The following is a 16,846-nucleotide window of genomic DNA, read 5'->3' as shown; positions in this document are numbered from 1 at the left end:
TTCGCGGTCCATGAAAAAGCACCGAAAAGCTGTTTTTTCCCTGTACCATGGCCCGCATGTCGAAACCCCTGAACCTCGCGCTGGACCGCTCGGCCGCGCTGCCGCTCACCGAGCAGATCCGTCTCGGCATCGCCGCCGCGATCGACAGCGGCGTGCTCGCGCCGGGCGCGCGCCTGCCGTCGTGGCTCGATCTCGCGGCGCAGCTCGGCGTGGCGCGCGGCACCGTCAAGGCGGCCTACGAGCGGCTGGTGGACGCGCAGCTGGTGGTGGCGTCGCGCCCCGGCGGCACGCGCGTGACCGGGCGCCCGGCGCGGCTCGCGAGTCCTGACGCGGCGCTCGGCGCGGCGCAGCTGCCGGGGCCGTTCTGGGATTTCTTCCCGTCCGCGCCGACCGTGTTCCAGAACGGCGTGCCGGCCTCCGACTGTTTTCCTGCGGCGCTGTTCGCGCGGCTGCGTTCGCGGGCCGCGCGCGCGGAGGCGACGGCGCCCGCCGTCTATCCCGATCCGCGCGGCGAGCCGGGCCTGCGCCGCGAGATCGCCGCGCATCTGGCGATCGCGCGCGGCATCGAGTGCCGGCCGTCGCAGGTGTTCGTGACGGCCGGCTTCTCGGGCGCGCGCCAGCTCGCACTGAGCGTGCTGCGCGCCGAGGGCCGGCGCGCCTGGTTCGAGGATCCCGGCTTCGTGCCGAGCCGCCGCGCGCTGTCGCTGGCGCGCATCGAGCCGGTGCCGGTGCCGGTCGACGAGGACGGCATCGACGTCGATCATGGCCTGCGGCACGCGCCCGACGCGGCGCTCGCGCTGCTCACGCCGGGCCAGCAGGCGCCGCTCGGCCCGACGCTGTCGCTGGCGCGGCGCCGCCGGCTGCTCGAATGGGCCGGCGACACCGGCGCGTGGATCATCGAGGACGACTATCTCGGCGAACTGCAGCTGCGGCGCCGCGCGGCCCCGGCGCTGGCCTCGCTCGACACGGCGGGGCGCGTGATCCACATCGGCTCGTTCAGCAAGACCATCAGCCCGGCGCTGCGGCTCGGCTTCCTGGTGGCGCCGGCGCCGCTCGCGGCGCGCTTCGGCGAGGCCGCCGCGTGCTTCGCGCCGGCACCCGACGTGGCCGTGCAGCTGGCCGCCGAGGCGTTCATGCGCGAGGGCCACTACATGCGCCACCTGCGCCGCATGAAGCGCGTGTATGCCGCGCGCGGCCACGCGCTGCAAACGCGCCTCGAGGCGCTGGGTTACCAGGTGCATCCGGCCGGGCTCGCGATGCTGCTGCGGCTGCCCGACGGCACGCGCGCCGGCGACGTCGAGATCGCGCTCGCGGCCGGCCGCGAGGGGCTCGCGCCCGGGCCGTTGTCGCCGTGGTTCGCCGCGACGGGCGGCGGCGCGACCTCGGGGCTGCTGCTCGGCGTGGCCACCGCCAGCGAGGCGCGGCTGGCCGACGCCTGCGGGCGGCTGGACCGGCTGATTCGCGCGCATGGCTGAAGCGGGCGGCGGCTTGAGTATTGATAACATCGGTCGTCGTGCTACTCAATGATCAATTAATCTGATTCGTGAAATCATGCGGGTGATTTTGTTTTCAGGAAAATGCCGAGCATTCGCGATTTTTCATGATTGCCGCAATCTTGCGGCGATCGGCGCGATAGCACTGAAAAATGGCTGAAAGCCTTGTCTGTCGGTGCTCTCCGGCACCAGAAAAGCGCCCGTTTTTTATTTGTTGTACCAGTTTTGGTCGCTGATTCGGAATCGCGGCCGGGTCTTCGTCTTGCCGGAAGACTCATTCGGCCTTTTAAATAAGACTGCGTCCCAATCAAATATCGGGATTCGGAAATGGCTTTCATCGGAAATGACCGGGCCGCCGTCGCGATCGTGGCCGGCCTGCTCGAATGGCTGCGGCGTCGGCCACGGCGGCCCGGCGCCGTCACGGAGTCCGGCGGCCCGCTCGACCTGCCTGCCGCGTTTCCTTCCCTGTTCATGATCGGCACGCCCTACGCCTGCCTGCGCCGTCGCGACGGTTGATGTCTCGGCGGCCCCGCCTGCCGCGCCGACCGGCTGGTGCTGGCGGTCTGCCAGATGGGCTTCGGCGCGCTGCTGCTCGCCGGTTTCCCGCTCGCCGGCGGCCCGCGCGCGCTGGCGGTGGGCTTCATGGGCGTGCTGTCCGGCGCTCGCGCTGATGATCCAGCTGAGCTGCCAGCCGCGTGTGGGCAGTGCGCGCACCTCGGTGATCTTCAATCTCGACCTGCCGTTCGCCTACCTGTTCGGCGCGCTGAACGGCGAGCCGCTCGCGCCCGCGCAGTTCACCGGCGGCGCGGTGATGGTGCTGGCCTCGATGCTCGGCAGCCTGCACGGGCTGTGGCGCCGGCTGGGCAGGCGCGGGGCGCGGGCGCCTTGAGCGCTCGCACGGGGACACGGCACGGGGCACGGCAGGCGCGCGGCCGGGGCGGATGGGCGACGGGAGAAACGTGACGCGGGTTCACGGCCCTGGCGCGCGGGCACGGCGCCGGGCCGGGGCCGCGGCCGACACCGGACCGGTGCCGGCCGGCCCTGGCGCCGGGCCGCTTCAGCGGTCGCGGCGCACGCCGATCTTCAGCCAGCGCAGCCAGTGCATCAGCATCGGCTGGCGAGCGTCGAGCGAGAGCATCGTGTCGTAGTGGGCGCGCGATTCCGCGACGTGCGGGAGTTTCGAAAGCAGAAGGCCGAAGTTCATGAGTTGGCTCCGTGCGGCGGCGCGCGAGGCGCTCGCCGCGTAATCGGGCGCGGAGCCGTTCCGGCGAGGCGAATGAGGCGCGTCAGTGGGCCGGAGCGTCACCGCTGCCCGGATGAATGGGGATCAGGCGGCATACGTTGGATAAGGGGTGACTGTCACTGTCGTTCATGCTGGCTCCTGTCTCGGGCATCCCGAGGATGAGTGGCCGCGCGGCCGGGGCCGCCGCGCGCGCCGGCCCGGAAGCGCGGGCGCGCGCGAACGCGGCGGGATGCCGGACGGCGGCGGACCCGGAGCGCGGATGCGTGACGGCATCGCGCGTTCCGGCGCGAAAGCGGTGCGTGAGGAGCGGGACTGCGGAAAAATTTGCTGCGCGCACCGTCGGCCCGAGCGGCTGACGGTGGCCGGGGAAGCGGCGGGTGTCGGTCGTTCAGGCGGGAAGGTTGGTCGAAGGTCGACTACTGCAAGTGTCCAAGACATTTGCCCCGTTGATGAAGATGCCGGATTCTAGGGAGCACGCGCGGGCGGCGTCAACCCTGTTTGCCAAGGTTTCCTGATTATTTTTCCGTCTTTTCCATTCTGAAAGCCTGCGGCCCGCGCGGCGGGGCGCGAAGCTTGCAGGGGTGCGCCGGCCCGGCTCGCGCAGCGATGCGGATCGGCAACAGCCGGGCGGCAATCGGGCAATCATCGGGCCACGACCGGGCGATGGCGGCGGCGATGCCAGGGCGCCTGCCGGCGGGCGCGTCGCGGCGGTCTTCCGGCTTCGTTGACGGGCGGCCACGAACGCGCGGCGCGAACGCGGTATCCTTCCGGCGCCGCCCGTTTCCTGCGGTGCCCCGACCCGCCGATTTGCCGATCCGCCGACCCGACATGCCGCCCACGCTTCCCCCCGCCGCCGACCTCGCCGCCGCCTCTCCCGATCACGTCACCCGCTACGCGTGGAAGGCGCTCGCCGGTTCGGCGATCGGCTACGCGATGGACGGCTTCGACCTGCTGATCCTCGGCTTCATGCTGCCTGCGATCTCGGCCTCGTTGCGGCTCGACGCGCAGCAGGCCGGCGCGCTCGTCACCTGGACGCTGGTGGGCGCGGTGGCGGGCGGGCTGATCTTCGGCGCGCTCAGCGACCGCTACGGCCGCGTGCGCGTGCTGAGCTGGACGATCCTGTTGTTCGCGGTGTTTACCGGGCTCTGCGCGCTGGCGCGCGGCTTCACCGACCTGCTGGTGTACCGCACCGTGGCCGGGATCGGCCTGGGCGGCGAGTTCGGCATCGGCATGGCGCTGGCCGCCGAGGCGTGGCCGGCCAGCAAGCGCGCGCGCGTGTCGTCCTACGTCGCGCTCGGCTGGCAGGTGGGCGTGCTGCTCGCCGCGCTGCTCACGCCGGCGCTGCTGCAGGTGATCGGCTGGCGCGGCATGTTCGCGGTGGGGGTGCTGCCGGCGCTCGCGGCCTGGGCGATGCGCAACCGGCTGCACGAGCCCGAGCCGTTCGTGCGCGCCCGCCGGCCGCATCCGGAGGGCGCCGGGGCGGCCGGCGCGGCGGTGGCATTCGGCCATCGCTTCCGGCTGCTGTTCGCCGACGCGCGCACGGCACGCACCAGCCTCGGCATCGTGATCCTCTGCGCGGTGCAGAACTTCGGCTACTACGGGATCATGATCTGGATGCCGACCTTCCTCTCGAAGCAGCTCGGCTTCTCGCTGACGAAATCGGGCATGTGGACGGCGGTGACGGTGCTCGGGATGATGGCGGGCGTCTGGAGCTTCGGCCAGCTCGCCGACCGCATCGGCCGCAAGCCGACCTTCCTGATCTACCAGGCGGGCGCGGTGGTGATGGTGTTCGTCTACGCGCGGCTCGCGGAGCCGGCCGCGATGCTGTGGGCCGGCGCGCTGATGGGAATGTTCGTGAACGGGATGGTGGGCGGCTACGGCACGCTGATGTCGGAAGCCTATCCGACCGCCGCGCGCGCCACCGCGCAGAACGTGCTGTGGAACGTGGGGCGCGCGCTCGGCGGGCTCGGGCCGCTGGTGGTGGGCGCGCTGGCCGCGCGCTACTCGTTCCCGGTGGCGATCGCGGCGCTGGCGGCGCTGTACCTGATCGACATGATCGCCACGCTGGTGCTGATCCCCGAACTGAAGGGCCGCGCGCTCGACTGACGCGGGTCGGGGCTTGCGGGCGCGCGCGCCACGATCACCTCGTGCGCGGGCCGCCCGCACGGGCTGGGTTCCACGTGCCGCCCCGGCCGCGCGCGGCGGGCTCAGTCCGTCGCGCCGGCGTCGATTTCCCCGGCGTCGATCCCCAGTTCGCCCGCCATCCGCTCGACCAGCGCGCGCAGCCGCGCGACCTCGCCGACGAGCCGGTCGTGATCGTCGCGCAGCGCCTCGAAATCGGCCGTCGTGACGCCGGCGAGCGTCTCGCCGCCGGCCTCGCCGGCCCCACGCGTGGCGGCCGGCGCATGGGCGGCGATGTTGATCTCGCCGCACAGCAGGTGCATCCAGCGGCTCTCGCGTTCGCCCGGCGCGCGCGGCAGCTTCACGACGAGCGGCGGGGTGCGCTCGGCCAGCTCGTCGAGGAAGCTCTCCACCGACGAGACGTCGGCGAAGCCGTGCAGACGCGCCGAATTGAGCCGCAGTTCGGCGCCCGTTTGCGCGCCGCGCAGCAGCAGCACGGTCAGGAGCGCCACGGCCTGGCTCGGGATGCCGAGCACACGGTTCAGGTTGTGCTCGAAGCGCGGCACGCGGCTGCTGCTGCCCTCGAACACGAGGCTCACCTGCTTCAGGTCCTCGATCGCGCTCAGCACCTCGGCCTCGCTCACGTTCATCACGGGCGAGCGCGCGGTCTTCTGGCTGCAGCCGGCCGCGAGCGCGTTCAGCGACAGCGGATAGGTGTCGGGTACGGTGTGCTGCTTCTCGATCAGCACGCCGACGATGCGTGCCTCGAGCGGGGTGAGCGCGCGCAGCGGGCGCGGGGTGGGGGCTTCGGTCGGAGTGGTCATCGGGCTGCGTCGGTCGAAAGTGGCGGAAAGGAGGGAATGTGCTGCCGCGATGATATACGCTTGCGCGGCCGGTCCATGGGTGCTGGACCGCGCGCGGCCCACGCCTGAGGCGGGCGCGGTCGCGCGACTTCGCTGCGCGTGCCGTGTCCCGGGAGGCGCGACGCAGGCGAGCAGATCGAGCCAGGCGGTGGCGAATCGCGAGGCATGCTCGGGGAAGAGGCTCGGGCGCGGCCGGCACCGTGACGTGATGCGAAGGAAGATCAGCCAGACGCTCCAGCGCGACGCATGACGGCATCGGCGCGGATGGGTGCAGGCCGATCGGGACGAGAGGCGGCGGCAACTTGGCGCCCGTTGTCGCCGTCGACCGTCGTCGACGATCGCGGCCTTTCCCGCCGCACCCTTCGCAGCCCGCGGCGCATCCTGCCTCCCTCGTTACGGTTGACATAGAAACCGATCGGTCCATATAATGCGCCCACGTTTCTCAGGGCTTATCCATGGCAAACCCCGCTGGTCTCGGCCGTCCTCGCGAATTCGAACTGGACGACGCCGCACGAGATGCGATGAACGTATTCTGGGACCGAGGCTACGAAGGCGCGTCCCTGCCCGATCTGATCGCGGGCACCGGGCTGTCGCGCGGCAGTCTCTACAAGGCTTTCGGCGACAAGAAAGGCTTGCTGCTGGCCGCGCTCGACCTGTATATGGCCGATGGCCTCAAGGCGACCGCCGACATCCTCTCGCAGCCGGGCGCCGTGAAGGCCGCGATCCGCGATTCGCTGCTGCGCTACGTCCGCCTTTCGGTTGGCGATGCGGGGCGGCGCGGGTGCCTCGTGGTGGCCATGACCACGGAAATGGCCGCACACGACGCCGAGGTCGCGGAACGCACCGGCCGCATGTTCCGCCGCCTGCAGCAGCTTTATGCCGGCGCGATCGTGCGGGGCCAGGCGAGCGGCGAGATTCCGGACCACGACGAGCAAGTCCTGGCGCGTTTTCTGGTCTGCCAGATCGAGGGCATGCGCGTGCTGGGCAAGACCGGCGTGCTCGAAGCGGACATGCTCGGGCTGGTCGACAGCACGATGCGGATTCTCGATTGATTTTTTTTGCCAAATTTGGAACCAATTGGTTCCGTATAAGGATCCCTCATGCCTCCGAATAGGCTTTCATCTCCCGATCCGCGCCGCTGGGCAATGTTTCTGATCCTCCTCGTCGGCGCGTTCCTGCCGCCGTTGGATTTCTTCATCGTCAACGTCGCGCTGCCGTCGATCCAGGGAGAATTGGGCGCCACGTCCTCGGCCGGGCAGCTGGTCATCTCCTCGTATGCGGCGTCCTATGCCGTGACGCTGATCACCGGCGGCCGGCTGGGCGATCTGTTCGGCCGCGGACGTGTATTTTTTCTGGGCCTGATCGGTTTCGCGGCGGCCTCCTTGCTGTGCGGCCTCGCCTGGTCGCCCTGGACGCTCATCATCGGACGCGCCCTGCAGGGCGTGACGGCCGCCATCATGGCGCCGCAGGCACTCGCCTCGATCCAGGCGATCTTTCCGGAAGCGGAAAAGCCGCTCGCGCTGAGCCTTTACGGCGCCGTATTCGGCCTGGCCTCGGTGATCGGGCAGGCGCTGGGCGGCATCCTGATTTCGCTGAACCTGTTCGGCCTGGCCTGGCGCACGATTTTCCTCGTCAACCTGCCGGTGGCGATCCTGGTCGTGCTGTTCGGCATCCCCCTCCTGAAGGAGACGCGTGCGGAACACGCCCGTAAATTGGATCTGGTCGGCACGGCCCTGTCGATGGCGACGCTGGGCGCGCTGATCGTGCCGCTGATCGAGGGGCGTGAAGCGGGCTGGCCGCTGTGGTCATGCCTTTGCCTGGCCGCGGTGCCGGTATTGGCATGGCGCTTCTGGCGCTACGAGAGCCGGCTCGCCGGCAAGGGCGGCGCCCCGCTGCTCAATCCGACCGCCCTCCAGGCGCCGGGCCTGGGCCGCGCGTTGCTGGTCGCCCTGCTGTTCTATGCGATCGCCGCCTTCTTCCTGCTGTTCTCCGTCTACCTGCAAAACGCCGTGCGCGTCGACGCCTTGCGCGCGGGCCTCGTGTTCCTGCCGTTCGGCGCGGGCTTCCTGCTCGGCCCCCTGTCCACGCCGCTTGCCGGGCGCATGCTCGGCGCCTATGTCAATCCGTTCGGCATGGGCCTGGAAGTGGCCGGCTTCGGCGGCCTGGCCTGCTTGATCGGGGCAACGCCGGCCGGCATGCCGCCGGCCGGCGCGCCGCTGGCCCTGGCGCTGTTCACGATCGGCTTCGGACAAGGGCTCGCGCTGCCGACGCTGATGCGGATGGTGACCGGCCGCGTCGCGCCGGCCATGTCGGGCATGATTGCCGGCATCGCCAGTTCGACCCTGCAGGTCAGCACCGCGCTCAGCGTCGCGGTCATCGGCGGGATTTTCTACACGGTGCTGGGTTCGCGCCAGGATCCGGCCGCCATCGCACACGCGTTCGTCGTCGCGGCGCTCTGTATCGCCTTCTGCCTTGCCGTCGGCGCAACGCTGAGCCTCACGCTCGCCCGGAAACCCGTGGTGCGGGGTTCGGCGGGAGCCCGGCTCGAGCCGGGCACGCGATCCTGATCGAGGCCGGGAACCTGCCGTCCCGGGCGCTCGGCTGATCGGGAGGAGGGCGATGGCGATGCCTCGGCCGCCGCGCTGACGAACGTCGGCCGCCCTTTCGTCGCGAACTCGCTTCAACAGATCGATCGTCCGCTCGACGTCGAGGGCTATCCCGCCTCGCGGCAACAGGATCAAAAAAGGTTACCTGGTGAGAAAAAACTGCCTTCTTGTTGCAGACAGTTAGATTCCCTAATCTATCGAGGTATCAGGTTGAGACCGGGGTGACGATTCAAGACCTTGCAACACGGTGGCTCGTCTTGCCGCAAGCGGTCTTGTTGGCCACGGCTTCACGCACTCCCGGTTTCCGCATGGTGCCGGGATGGTCGAACAACGCGCGACGACGCGCATTTTTGTTTCATCGAGGATTTTTCGCCATGACAGACGTTCTCTTCACCCCGTTCTCCATCAACGCGTTGTCGTTGAAGAACCGCATCGTGATGTCAGCGATGACGCGGGGTTTCAGCACGGGAGGCGTGCCGGGCAACGATGTGGCTGCCTATTATCGTGCCCGTGCCGAAGGAGGCGTCGGCCTGATCATCACCGAGGCCGTGGCGATTCGACGTGCCGCCGCCGCCGAGGTGGCCGGGATCCCGACGTTCCACACGGCCGAGTCGCGAGCGGGCTGGTCTGCGGTCGTCAATGGCGTCCATGCAGCGGGCGGCCGCATCGCCGCGCAATTGCATCATGCAGGTGCGCTGCGAGACCCGCAGGAAATGGGAGCACCCGATGTGCCGAATGACGAGCCGAATACCATGACGCAGGGTGACATCGAGGACACGATCGCGGCGTTTGCGGAAGCTGCCGCCACGGCGCGTTCGCTCGGTTTCGACGCGGTCGAGATCCATGGCGCGAACGGCAACCTGATCGATCAATTCCTCTGGTCCGGCCGTAACGCACGCTCGGATCGGTGGGGCGGCAGCCTGCTCGCCCGCACGCAATTCGCCGTCGAGGTGGTGAGAGCGGTTCGCCTGGCCGTGGGGCCGGGATTCCCCGTGCTGTTCCGCATTTCGCAGTTCAAGCAGAAGGCGTTCGATGCGCGCATCGCGGACGATCCGTATGAGTTCGGCACCATTCTGAACGTCCTGTCGGATGCCGGCGTCGACATGTTCCACGCGTCCCAGCGCCGGTTCTGGGAGCCGGCCTTCGCGCCTTCGCCGTTGAATCTGGCGGGTTGGGCGCGACGTTTGAGCGGCAAGCCGTCGATCACCGTCGGCTCCGTCGGCCTCGACGGCCCGGACGTCACCGATTTGCTGACCGGCAAGGGGGGAAATGCCGGCCCCGGCGGCCTTGACGAACTGCGCGCGCGCCTCAACGACGGCGAATTCGACCTGGTCGCGGTCGGCCGCGCCTTGCTGACTGATCCCGCATGGCCTGACAAGGTTCGTGAGGGACGTCTGCAGGATTTGCGGGGCTTCGATTTGCGCTCCCTCGGCAGCCTGGTCATCTCCGATCCGGCCATCGGCGCCGAGAGCGAATCCATCGAAACCGGTGGAACCGGTAGCTGATGCCTGCACCGGAACGGGAGTCATTGATGAACGAATCTTCCTCGCGCCATCCTTTTCTCGACGACCTCGCCGACGACGTCGTACTGGAATCCTCGGTATTACGCCAGGCCGTGCGCGGCCGGGACGTCGTGCTGCGGATCGTCAAAGCCGGCGCGGCTCAATATGCGACGCAAAAGCCGCGCTTCCTTGGCCATGTCGGCGAGCGTAGCTATTTCGAGTATGACGTTCGATTGCAGGACGGCAAGCCGGCCGCCGGACTCGTTTCGATCGTTCGAAATGCCGACGCGCGGGTGACGACCCTGCACATTGCGTTCAGTCCACTTGACGCGGTGCTGTCACTCGCCGCGGGCCTGCGCGATCGATTGGCGCCGGAACTCGACGAACGCTGGTTTCTGGGGAAGGAGACCGGCGCATGAAAGCCGCGCGCTTGACATCGTACGGCGAGCCGCTGGCCGGCATCGCGCTGCATGACGTGCCCGAGCCTCCCGCTCCCGGGGCGGGGGAAGTGCTGGTGCAGATGCGATATGCCCCGGTCAATGTCAGCGACCTGATGGTCGCGCGCGGAATATACGATTGGCGCCCGCAGCTTCCCGCCACGCTGGGCAACGAGGGCGCCGGCGTGATCGTCGCCACCGGAGAGGATGTCGAGGGAATGCGCCCGGGCACGCGCGTCGTGCTTCCGTTCATGGCGCAAACCTGGCGGGAGCGCTTGACCGTGAAAGCCCGGCAATTGACGGTGGTCCCCCCGAACGTCACGCTGCAGCAGGCCGCGATGGCGACGATCAACCTGGTCACGGCCGCGATGTTGCTGGACGACTATGTCCCGCTCGCCCCCGGAGACGTGGTCGCCTATAACGCCGCGAACTCCGGACTGGGGCACTGCATTGCGGGCCTTGCGTCCCGCCGTGGTCTGCGCACTCTCGGGTTCGTGCGCGCGGCAGCGGATATCGGACGGGTGCGTGAGGCGGGCTGCGAGATCGTCCGCCTCGATGACGGGCTGGATCCGACCGGCGACGCGGAATTGAACGGTTCGCGGGTGCGACTGGCGCTGGACGGCGTGGGTGGCCCGTCGGCCGGCCGCCTCGCGTCCTTGCTCGCGTCCGATGGTGCATTGGTTGCCTATGGCGCGGCCAGTCATCGACCGATGGAAGTATCGGCGCAGCATCTAATCTTCAAGCGCGTCTCGGTGCATGGATTCTTCGAAGGCCGGCCGGAGAACGTGGCCCGGATCCGCCCCACGCTAGAATCAGTGCTCTGCGCCCTGGAGCCGGGCGGAATCGAACAACCCGTGGCGGCATGCTATCCCCTCGGACGCGTCAACGACGCGGTCGCGCACGCCATGCGGGGTGGAAAGATCATGTTGACGTTTGGCGAGACCCGCGACGACGCAGCCTGATCTCGGGCCGCCCCTCACATCGAGATCTTCAATGTCGGATACCCATGATGTCGTGATCGAAAGCTACAAGCGCTGGGTCGCGATGCCCGTTATTGAGTCGAATTGTCCGGTGCGCGATGTTCTCGATCGTCTCGGCGAGAAATGGACCACGTTGCTCGTGATGGCGCTTGCCGAGAAGCCGCGCCGCTTCGCCGAATTGATGAAGGCGGTGCCCGACATCTCGAAGCGCTCACTGACTCATTCACTGCGCAACCTCGAGGAAGACGGGATCGTCATTCGCGAGGTGTTCCCCACCAAGCCACCTTCGGTCGAGTACAGGCTATCGCCTCTCGGCCAGTCGCTGCTCGCGCCGCTTGCCGAATTCATCTCGTGGGCGGAGAGAAATCACGGCGAGATCAGGCTGGCGCGTCAACGCTACCGTGATGGCGAATCCTGAACCGTCCCGGATTCGTTTTACAGGCCGACGGCGTCCGGCATTGCCTGGGTAGTCCAGGCTTCGCGCATGGCGTTTGATCGGCCGCCCCCTCGAAGAGTCGGTCACGGGAACAGACGCCGCTGTCGGCGCCAGCTTCGCACCGACCGCCGCGGAGCAACGCCGGCGCGTGCCTTTCATCATTTTCCCGGTGGCGATTCGATCGGGGCGCGGGCATCGATGCCACGTGGCGCGGCCGCAAGCCCGCGCCCTCAGCGAAACGCCCGCATCTGCCCCGTCATCATCTGCAGCATCTTGTTGGCCGCCACCGACAGCTTGCGTCCCACGCGCGTGACCATGTGCGCCTCGGCGTTCTCGAGGATCGGATGCGCGATCTCGATCGCGAACAGCTCCCTGGCCTGCAGCTCGGCCGACACCGCGAATGCCGGCATCACGGCGATGCCGAGCCCCGACTTCACGAAATCCTTCAGGATGGCGAATGAATTGGTCGTGACCACGGGCGCGAGCCGCACGCGCTCGGCGTATTCGACCGCCTCCAGCATCTGCCGCGTGCCGTAGGACGGGTGCGTGGCCGCGAGCGGGTAGCCCGCCAGCTGCTGCACCGTGAGCACCTTGTGGGTGCGGCGCGGGAAGCTCGGGCCGACGATCGCCATCATCGGCTGGCGCCGGGTGGCGCGCGACACCAGCTTCGGCTCGTCGGGCGGGTTGTAGACGAGGCCGATCTCGCCCTCGTCGTTCGAGATCTTGCGGATCACGTCGTTGGTGCTGCCCACGTCGAGATTGACGTGGATGCCCGGGTACTGCCGGCAGAACTGCTGCATCGGCCCGGCCAGCAGGTCCGACACGAAACCCTCGCCGAGCACCACGGCGACCTGCCCGGTCTTGAGCCCGCGCAGTTCCTGCAACTGCGAGAGCAGGTCGTCGCGATGCGCGAGCTGCTCGCGGAAATACTCGATCACGCAATGCCCCGCCGCGGTGGGCGTGACGCCGCGCGCGTGGCGCTCCACCAGGGTGGCGTCGAGTTCCTTTTCCAGCAGCCCGATCTGGCGGCTCACGGCCGACGGCGCCACGTCGAGCCAGTCGGCCGCCGCGCGGATCGTGCCGCAGCGCACGGCCTCGTAGAAGTAGACGATGCGGCTGTCGGTGAGGGTGTCGGTCATCGGTGGAGTGTTCTAAAAAATAGAACAGTTTCAATATTGGCGTTGATTGATTATACGAGTCGGCCACCGCAACATCGTATCGACATGCGGTGCCGGCACGGCTCGACGAGGCGGCCCGTTCCACTTCACATCGGGAGTTCGTCTGATGAAAACGGTAGGCGTGATCGGGTTGGGCAACATGGGGCGGGGCATGGCAGGCTCGCTGCGGCGCGGCGGCCATGCGGTGCTCGGCTACGACGCGGCGCCCGGCGTGGCGGCCGCGCTGGCCGCCGCAGGCGTGATCGAGGCGCGCGAATCGGTGGCCGGGATCGCGCGCGACGCGGACCTGCTGCTGCTGTCGCTGCCGACCTCGGCGGTGGTCGAGGCGGTGGTGCTGGGCGAGGACGGCGTGCTGGCCCATGCGCGGCGCGGCGCGATCGTGGTGGACACCACCACCGCCGACCCCGACAGCACGCGGCGCGTGGCGGCGGCGCTGGCCGAGCGCGGCATCGGCTTCGTCGACGGCCCGGTCAGCGGCGGCCCGAAGGGCGCGGCTACGGCCACCATGACGATGGTGCTCGGCGGCGCGCCGGCCGACGTCGAAGCGGTCGAACCGGTGCTCGCCGCGATCAGCGCGAAGCGCGTCCACGTCGGGCCGGTGGGCGCCGGGCACGTCACCAAGCTGCTCAACAACCTGCTGACCGGCATCCACCTGCTGGCCGCGAGCGAGGCGGTGCGCGCCGCGCGCGCGGCCGGCGTGGACCCCGAAAAGCTGGTGGAGGCGCTCAATGGCGGCTCGGGCCGCAACAGCGCCACGCTCGTCAACTACCCGACCTGGATCTTCAACGGCGCGTTCGATTCGGGCTTCACGATGAAGCTGATGCGCAAGGACGTGCGGCTCGCGCTGGGCCTGCTCGACCAGCAGGGCGGCGCGGCGCCCGTGGCGCGCGAGGCCGCGCGCCAGTGGGCCGCGAGCGAGGCCGTGATCGGCGACGCCGAGGATTTCAACCGCATCGTCGAACTGCTCGACCGCGCCTGAGCGGCGCCGTCCCCCATCCGTCCCAGCATCGATATTCGAACCCGCATCCGAACTTCCTACCGGAACCGACTCCATGGCCCAGCATGCAGACCAGCTTCTCGCCGCGTTCACCCACTTCTTCCCCGACGTGACCACGATCGGCTCGTATCTCGACGGCACCTTCGTGGAAGGCCACGGCGAGCCGGTGCAACTGCACGACGCGGCCACCGGCGAGCCGACGCTCGCCTACCGTGACGCGGGCGCCGCCGTGATCGACCACGCGGCCGGCGCCGCGCAGCGCGCGCAGCGCGAGTGGTGGGCGCTCACGCACGCCGCGCGCGGCCGCGTGATGCACGAGGTGGCGCGCGCGATCCGCGCCGAGGCCGAGGCGATCGCGCGGCTCGAGGCGCTCGGCTCGGGCAAGCCGATCCGCGACTGCCGCGGCGAGGTGGCGAAGGTCGCCGAGATGTTCGAGTACTACGCGGGCTGGACCGACAAGTTCTACGGCAGCGTGATCCCCGTGCCCACCTCGCACCTGAACTACACGCGCCGCGAGCCGGCCGGCGTGGTGCTGCAGATCACGCCGTGGAACGCGCCGGTGTTCACCTGCGGCTGGCAGGTCGCGCCGGCCATCGCGATGGGCAACGCCGTGCTGCTCAAGCCCTCCGAACTCACGCCGTTCACCTCGCTCGCGGTGGCGCGGCTCGGCGAGCGCGCGGGGCTGCCGCGCGGGCTCGTCAACGTGCTGGCCGGCTACGGCCACACCGTCGGGCAGGCCGCCATCGCGCACCGCGCGGTCAGCAAGGTGGTGTTCGTGGGTTCGCCGGCCACCGGCGCGCGCATCGCCGAGGCGGCCGCGCGCCGCGTGCTGCCGTGCGTGCTCGAACTGGGCGGCAAGTCGGCCAACATCGTGTTCGCCGACGCGGACCTGAAGCGCGCGGCGCTCACGGCGCAGGCGGCGATCTTCGCCGGCGCCGGGCAGAGCTGCGTGGCGGGCTCCCGGCTGCTGGTGCAGCGCGCCGTCTATGACGATTTCGTGGCGATGGTGGCGGCCGGCGCGCGCAAGATCCGGGTGGGCGCACCACTCGATGAGTTGACGGAGGTCGGCCCGATCAACAACCGCAAGCAGTACGATCACGTGCTCGCGATGATCGCGCGCGGCGTGGAGGCCGGCGCGACGCTCGCGGCGGGTTCGGCCGAGCGCGCGCCGGGCGGCGGCTACTTCGTCACGCCGACGGTGCTGGCCGGCGCGAGCAACGCGATGGAGGTGGCGCGCACCGAGATCTTCGGGCCGGTGGTGGCCGCGATTCCATTCGATACGGAAGACGAAGCGATCGCGATCGCCAACGACAGCGACTTCGGTCTGGCCGGCGCGGCGTGGACCACCGACGTGGCGCGCGCGCACCGCGTGGCCGCGCAGGTCAACGCCGGCACGTTCTGGGTGAACGGCTACAAGACGATCAACGTCGCGTCGCCGTTCGGCGGTTACGGCATGAGCGGTTACGGGCGCTCGAGCGGTGTCGAGGCGCTCCACGAATACACGCAGACCAAGAGCGTGTGGGTCGAGACGGCCGAGGCGCCGCCCACCGCGTTCGGATATCTGTAAAACGGTCCGGCCTCGCGACGAAGGCCGGGCGCAACGGGAGACGGAAGATGGCACAGGCACTGGGAGTCGAACGCCACGCGTTCGGCGGCGCGCAGAGCGCGAAGGTATTGCTTTACGCGGCCGGCATCCTGCTGGTGGCGGAATGGATCGGCGCGTTCGCGTTCAGGATCGGGCCCGGCAAGGTGGTGCTGCTGCCGATGATCTGGGCGCTGCTGCTCGGCGCCGCGGTCGGGCTGGCCGGCTCGCGCTGGCGCGGCGGCGCGCGGCTCGACGTATCGGATCAGTTTTTCGCCGCCGCGATCCTGCAGCCGGCGCTGCTGCTGTTCGTCTCGAAGCTCGGGCTGATGGTGGGCAGCGCGCTGCCGAAGCTCGCCGCGGCCGGCTGGGCGCTCGCGTTCCAGGAGTTCGGCCACTTCGTCGGCACGCTGCTGCTCGGCCTGCCGCTCGCGCTCGTGCTCGGCATCAAGCGCGAGGCGATCGGCGCGACGTTTTCGGTGGGTCGCGAGCCGAGCCTCGCCATCATCGGCGAGAAGTACGGGATGGATTCGGCCGAGGGCCGCGGCGTGCTGGCCGAATACCTGACCGGCACCGTGTTCGGCGCCGTGTTCATCGCGATCTTCGCCGGCTTCGTCACGAGCCTCGGCATCTTCGATCCGCTCGCGCTGGCGATGGGCTCGGGCGTCGGCTCGGGCAGCATGATGGCGGCGGCCTCGGGCGCGATCGCCGCGCAGCAGGACGCCGAAACCGCCAAGTCGGTGCTCGCGTTCGCGGCGGCCAGCAACCTGATCACCACCACCATCGGCACGTATTTCACGCTGTTCATCTCGCTGCCGCTCGCGGTGTGGGGCTACCGCGTGCTCGAACCGCTGATCGGGCGCACCACCAGGGCGTCGGGCCAGGCCACGGCAGCGGCCGGCCCGTCGCTCGGCGAGGTGCGCACCGAGGCGCCGAAGCTCGGCTACGGCGGTTATCTGCTGGCGTGGATCGCGACGGCCGCGATGGCGCTCGTCTGCGACTGGATCGCCCATGGCACCACGCCGCTCGCCGGGCTGCCCGGGATCGCCATCATGGTGGCCGCGACGATCCTCGGCGAGGCGCTCGCGCGCGTCACGGGGCGCCGGATTCCGGCCGTCTGCTGGGTGTCGGTGGTGGCGATGTTCCTGACTTCGCCGTGGTGCCCGTGGGCCACGCAGATCGCCGCGTTCAGCTCGCACAACGATTTCCTCGGCGTGACCACGCCGATGCTCGCGTTCGCCGGCCTGTCGATCGCCAAGGACATCCCGGCGTTCCGCCGGCTCGGCTGGCGCATCGTGGTGGTGTCGTTCGTCGCGAACGCCGGCACGTTCATCGGCGCCACGCTGGTCGCCCAGCTGTTCCATATCTGAGCGGCCCGCTCGCTCGCGAGCGACAAGACATCAAGGAC

The 16,846-nt window shown here is 69.5% G+C and carries 16 protein-coding genes; 12 read left to right on the top strand and 4 right to left on the bottom strand.

What is annotated here, in order from left to right:
- The first annotated feature begins 56 nt into the window (after positions 1-56).
- Positions 57-1,475, top strand: coding sequence for an aminotransferase-like domain-containing protein (locus bpln_RS30950; protein WP_042628895.1), 1,419 nt, complete (start codon positions 57-59; stop codon positions 1,473-1,475).
- Between the two features lie 225 nt (positions 1,476-1,700).
- Here the strand turns inward: bpln_RS30950 and bpln_RS36405 are convergent, their stop codons facing one another.
- Positions 1,701-2,222 carry a hypothetical protein gene (locus tag bpln_RS36405; RefSeq protein ID WP_148654238.1) on the bottom strand — a complete coding sequence of 174 codons (522 nt, stop codon included), beginning with the start codon at positions 2,220-2,222 and terminating at the stop codon, positions 1,701-1,703.
- Between bpln_RS36405 and bpln_RS36920 the strand changes: the two genes are divergently transcribed.
- Complete coding sequence (locus tag bpln_RS36920) at positions 2,212-2,382, top strand: hypothetical protein (protein ID WP_158512094.1); 171 nt, start codon at positions 2,212-2,214, stop codon at positions 2,380-2,382. The two genes, bpln_RS36405 and bpln_RS36920, sit on opposite strands and share 11 nt — an antisense overlap.
- 168 nt (positions 2,383-2,550) lie before the next feature.
- Here the strand turns inward: bpln_RS36920 and bpln_RS37245 are convergent, their stop codons facing one another.
- Complete coding sequence (locus bpln_RS37245; RefSeq protein WP_167352321.1) at positions 2,551-2,697, bottom strand: hypothetical protein; 147 nt, start codon at positions 2,695-2,697, stop codon at positions 2,551-2,553.
- Positions 2,698-3,564: 867 nt separating this feature from the next.
- Between bpln_RS37245 and bpln_RS30935 the strand changes: the two genes are divergently transcribed.
- The gene (locus bpln_RS30935) at positions 3,565-4,842 is read left to right on the top strand and encodes an MFS transporter (RefSeq protein ID WP_055140939.1); all 1,278 of its coding nucleotides are present in this window, start codon (positions 3,565-3,567) and stop codon (positions 4,840-4,842) included.
- A gap of 101 nt (positions 4,843-4,943) precedes the next feature.
- Here bpln_RS30935 and bpln_RS30930 read toward each other — a convergent pair whose 3' ends face one another.
- Positions 4,944-5,681 carry a YceH family protein gene (locus tag bpln_RS30930; RefSeq protein WP_055140938.1) on the bottom strand — a complete coding sequence of 246 codons (738 nt, stop codon included), beginning with the start codon at positions 5,679-5,681 and terminating at the stop codon, positions 4,944-4,946.
- Between the two features lie 494 nt (positions 5,682-6,175).
- Between bpln_RS30930 and bpln_RS30925 the strand changes: the two genes are divergently transcribed.
- The 6 genes from bpln_RS30925 (at position 6,176) to bpln_RS30900 (ending at position 11,663) form a co-directional block, all read left to right on the top strand.
- Positions 6,176-6,772: a TetR/AcrR family transcriptional regulator gene (locus bpln_RS30925; protein WP_082465500.1), complete on the top strand. Its 597-nt coding sequence runs from the start codon at positions 6,176-6,178 to the stop codon at positions 6,770-6,772.
- 48 nt (positions 6,773-6,820) lie between these two features.
- Entirely contained in the window at positions 6,821-8,287 is a 1,467-nt protein-coding gene (locus tag bpln_RS30920) for an MFS transporter (RefSeq protein WP_055140936.1), read from the top strand.
- A 413-nt stretch (positions 8,288-8,700) separates the two neighbouring features.
- On the top strand, positions 8,701-9,831 hold the full coding sequence (locus tag bpln_RS30915) for an oxidoreductase (RefSeq protein ID WP_055140935.1): 1,131 nt from the start codon (positions 8,701-8,703) through the stop codon (positions 9,829-9,831).
- 26 nt (positions 9,832-9,857) lie between these two features.
- Complete coding sequence (locus bpln_RS30910) at positions 9,858-10,247, top strand: hypothetical protein (protein WP_055140934.1); 390 nt, start codon at positions 9,858-9,860, stop codon at positions 10,245-10,247.
- Positions 10,244-11,227: an MDR family NADPH-dependent oxidoreductase gene (locus bpln_RS30905; RefSeq protein ID WP_055140933.1), complete on the top strand. Its 984-nt coding sequence runs from the start codon at positions 10,244-10,246 to the stop codon at positions 11,225-11,227. Before bpln_RS30910 ends, bpln_RS30905 begins: the two co-directional genes overlap by 4 nt.
- Before the next feature lie 31 nt (positions 11,228-11,258).
- Positions 11,259-11,663, top strand: a complete 405-nt coding sequence (locus bpln_RS30900) for a winged helix-turn-helix transcriptional regulator (RefSeq protein ID WP_052498512.1) — start codon at positions 11,259-11,261, stop codon at positions 11,661-11,663.
- A 248-nt stretch (positions 11,664-11,911) separates the two neighbouring features.
- Here bpln_RS30900 and bpln_RS30895 read toward each other — a convergent pair whose 3' ends face one another.
- Positions 11,912-12,820 carry a LysR family transcriptional regulator gene (locus bpln_RS30895; protein WP_042628887.1) on the bottom strand — a complete coding sequence of 303 codons (909 nt, stop codon included), beginning with the start codon at positions 12,818-12,820 and terminating at the stop codon, positions 11,912-11,914.
- Between the two features lie 145 nt (positions 12,821-12,965).
- Here bpln_RS30895 and bpln_RS30890 point away from each other — a divergent pair, with 145 nt between their 5' ends.
- The 3 genes from bpln_RS30890 to bpln_RS30880 all read left to right on the top strand — a co-directional run bounded on the left by bpln_RS30890 (position 12,966) and on the right by bpln_RS30880 (position 16,808).
- Complete coding sequence (locus bpln_RS30890) at positions 12,966-13,838, top strand: NAD(P)-dependent oxidoreductase (RefSeq protein ID WP_042628886.1); 873 nt, start codon at positions 12,966-12,968, stop codon at positions 13,836-13,838.
- Between the two features lie 73 nt (positions 13,839-13,911).
- Entirely contained in the window at positions 13,912-15,423 is a 1,512-nt protein-coding gene (locus tag bpln_RS30885; protein WP_055140932.1) for an aldehyde dehydrogenase family protein, read from the top strand.
- 47 nt (positions 15,424-15,470) lie between these two features.
- Complete coding sequence (locus tag bpln_RS30880) at positions 15,471-16,808, top strand: DUF3100 domain-containing protein (RefSeq protein WP_042628884.1); 1,338 nt, start codon at positions 15,471-15,473, stop codon at positions 16,806-16,808.
- The last annotated feature ends 38 nt before the right edge of the window (positions 16,809-16,846 follow it).

Origin of the sequence: Burkholderia plantarii, assembly GCF_001411805.1 — a bacterium.
GTDB classification, from domain to species: Bacteria; Pseudomonadota; Gammaproteobacteria; order Burkholderiales; family Burkholderiaceae; genus Burkholderia; species Burkholderia plantarii.
The sequence above is the reverse complement of the archived record's forward strand: the minus strand, read 5'-3'. Positions and strand labels throughout refer to the sequence as shown.

Coding starts and splice junctions, on each gene's coding strand:
- bpln_RS30950 (WP_042628895.1), top strand. CDS start 57: ATGTCGAAACCCCTGAACCTCGCGCTGGACCGCTCGGCCGCGCTGCCG.
- bpln_RS37245 (WP_167352321.1), bottom strand. CDS start 2,697: ATGAACTTCGGCCTTCTGCTTTCGAAACTCCCGCACGTCGCGGAATCG.
- bpln_RS30935 (WP_055140939.1), top strand. CDS start 3,565: ATGCCGCCCACGCTTCCCCCCGCCGCCGACCTCGCCGCCGCCTCTCCC.
- bpln_RS30930 (WP_055140938.1), bottom strand. CDS start 5,681: ATGACCACTCCGACCGAAGCCCCCACCCCGCGCCCGCTGCGCGCGCTC.
- bpln_RS30925 (WP_082465500.1), top strand. CDS start 6,176: ATGGCAAACCCCGCTGGTCTCGGCCGTCCTCGCGAATTCGAACTGGAC.
- bpln_RS30920 (WP_055140936.1), top strand. CDS start 6,821: ATGCCTCCGAATAGGCTTTCATCTCCCGATCCGCGCCGCTGGGCAATG.
- bpln_RS30915 (WP_055140935.1), top strand. CDS start 8,701: ATGACAGACGTTCTCTTCACCCCGTTCTCCATCAACGCGTTGTCGTTG.
- bpln_RS30910 (WP_055140934.1), top strand. CDS start 9,858: ATGAACGAATCTTCCTCGCGCCATCCTTTTCTCGACGACCTCGCCGAC.
- bpln_RS30905 (WP_055140933.1), top strand. CDS start 10,244: ATGAAAGCCGCGCGCTTGACATCGTACGGCGAGCCGCTGGCCGGCATC.
- bpln_RS30900 (WP_052498512.1), top strand. CDS start 11,259: ATGTCGGATACCCATGATGTCGTGATCGAAAGCTACAAGCGCTGGGTC.
- bpln_RS30895 (WP_042628887.1), bottom strand. CDS start 12,820: ATGACCGACACCCTCACCGACAGCCGCATCGTCTACTTCTACGAGGCC.
- bpln_RS30890 (WP_042628886.1), top strand. CDS start 12,966: ATGAAAACGGTAGGCGTGATCGGGTTGGGCAACATGGGGCGGGGCATG.
- bpln_RS30885 (WP_055140932.1), top strand. CDS start 13,912: ATGGCCCAGCATGCAGACCAGCTTCTCGCCGCGTTCACCCACTTCTTC.
- bpln_RS30880 (WP_042628884.1), top strand. CDS start 15,471: ATGGCACAGGCACTGGGAGTCGAACGCCACGCGTTCGGCGGCGCGCAG.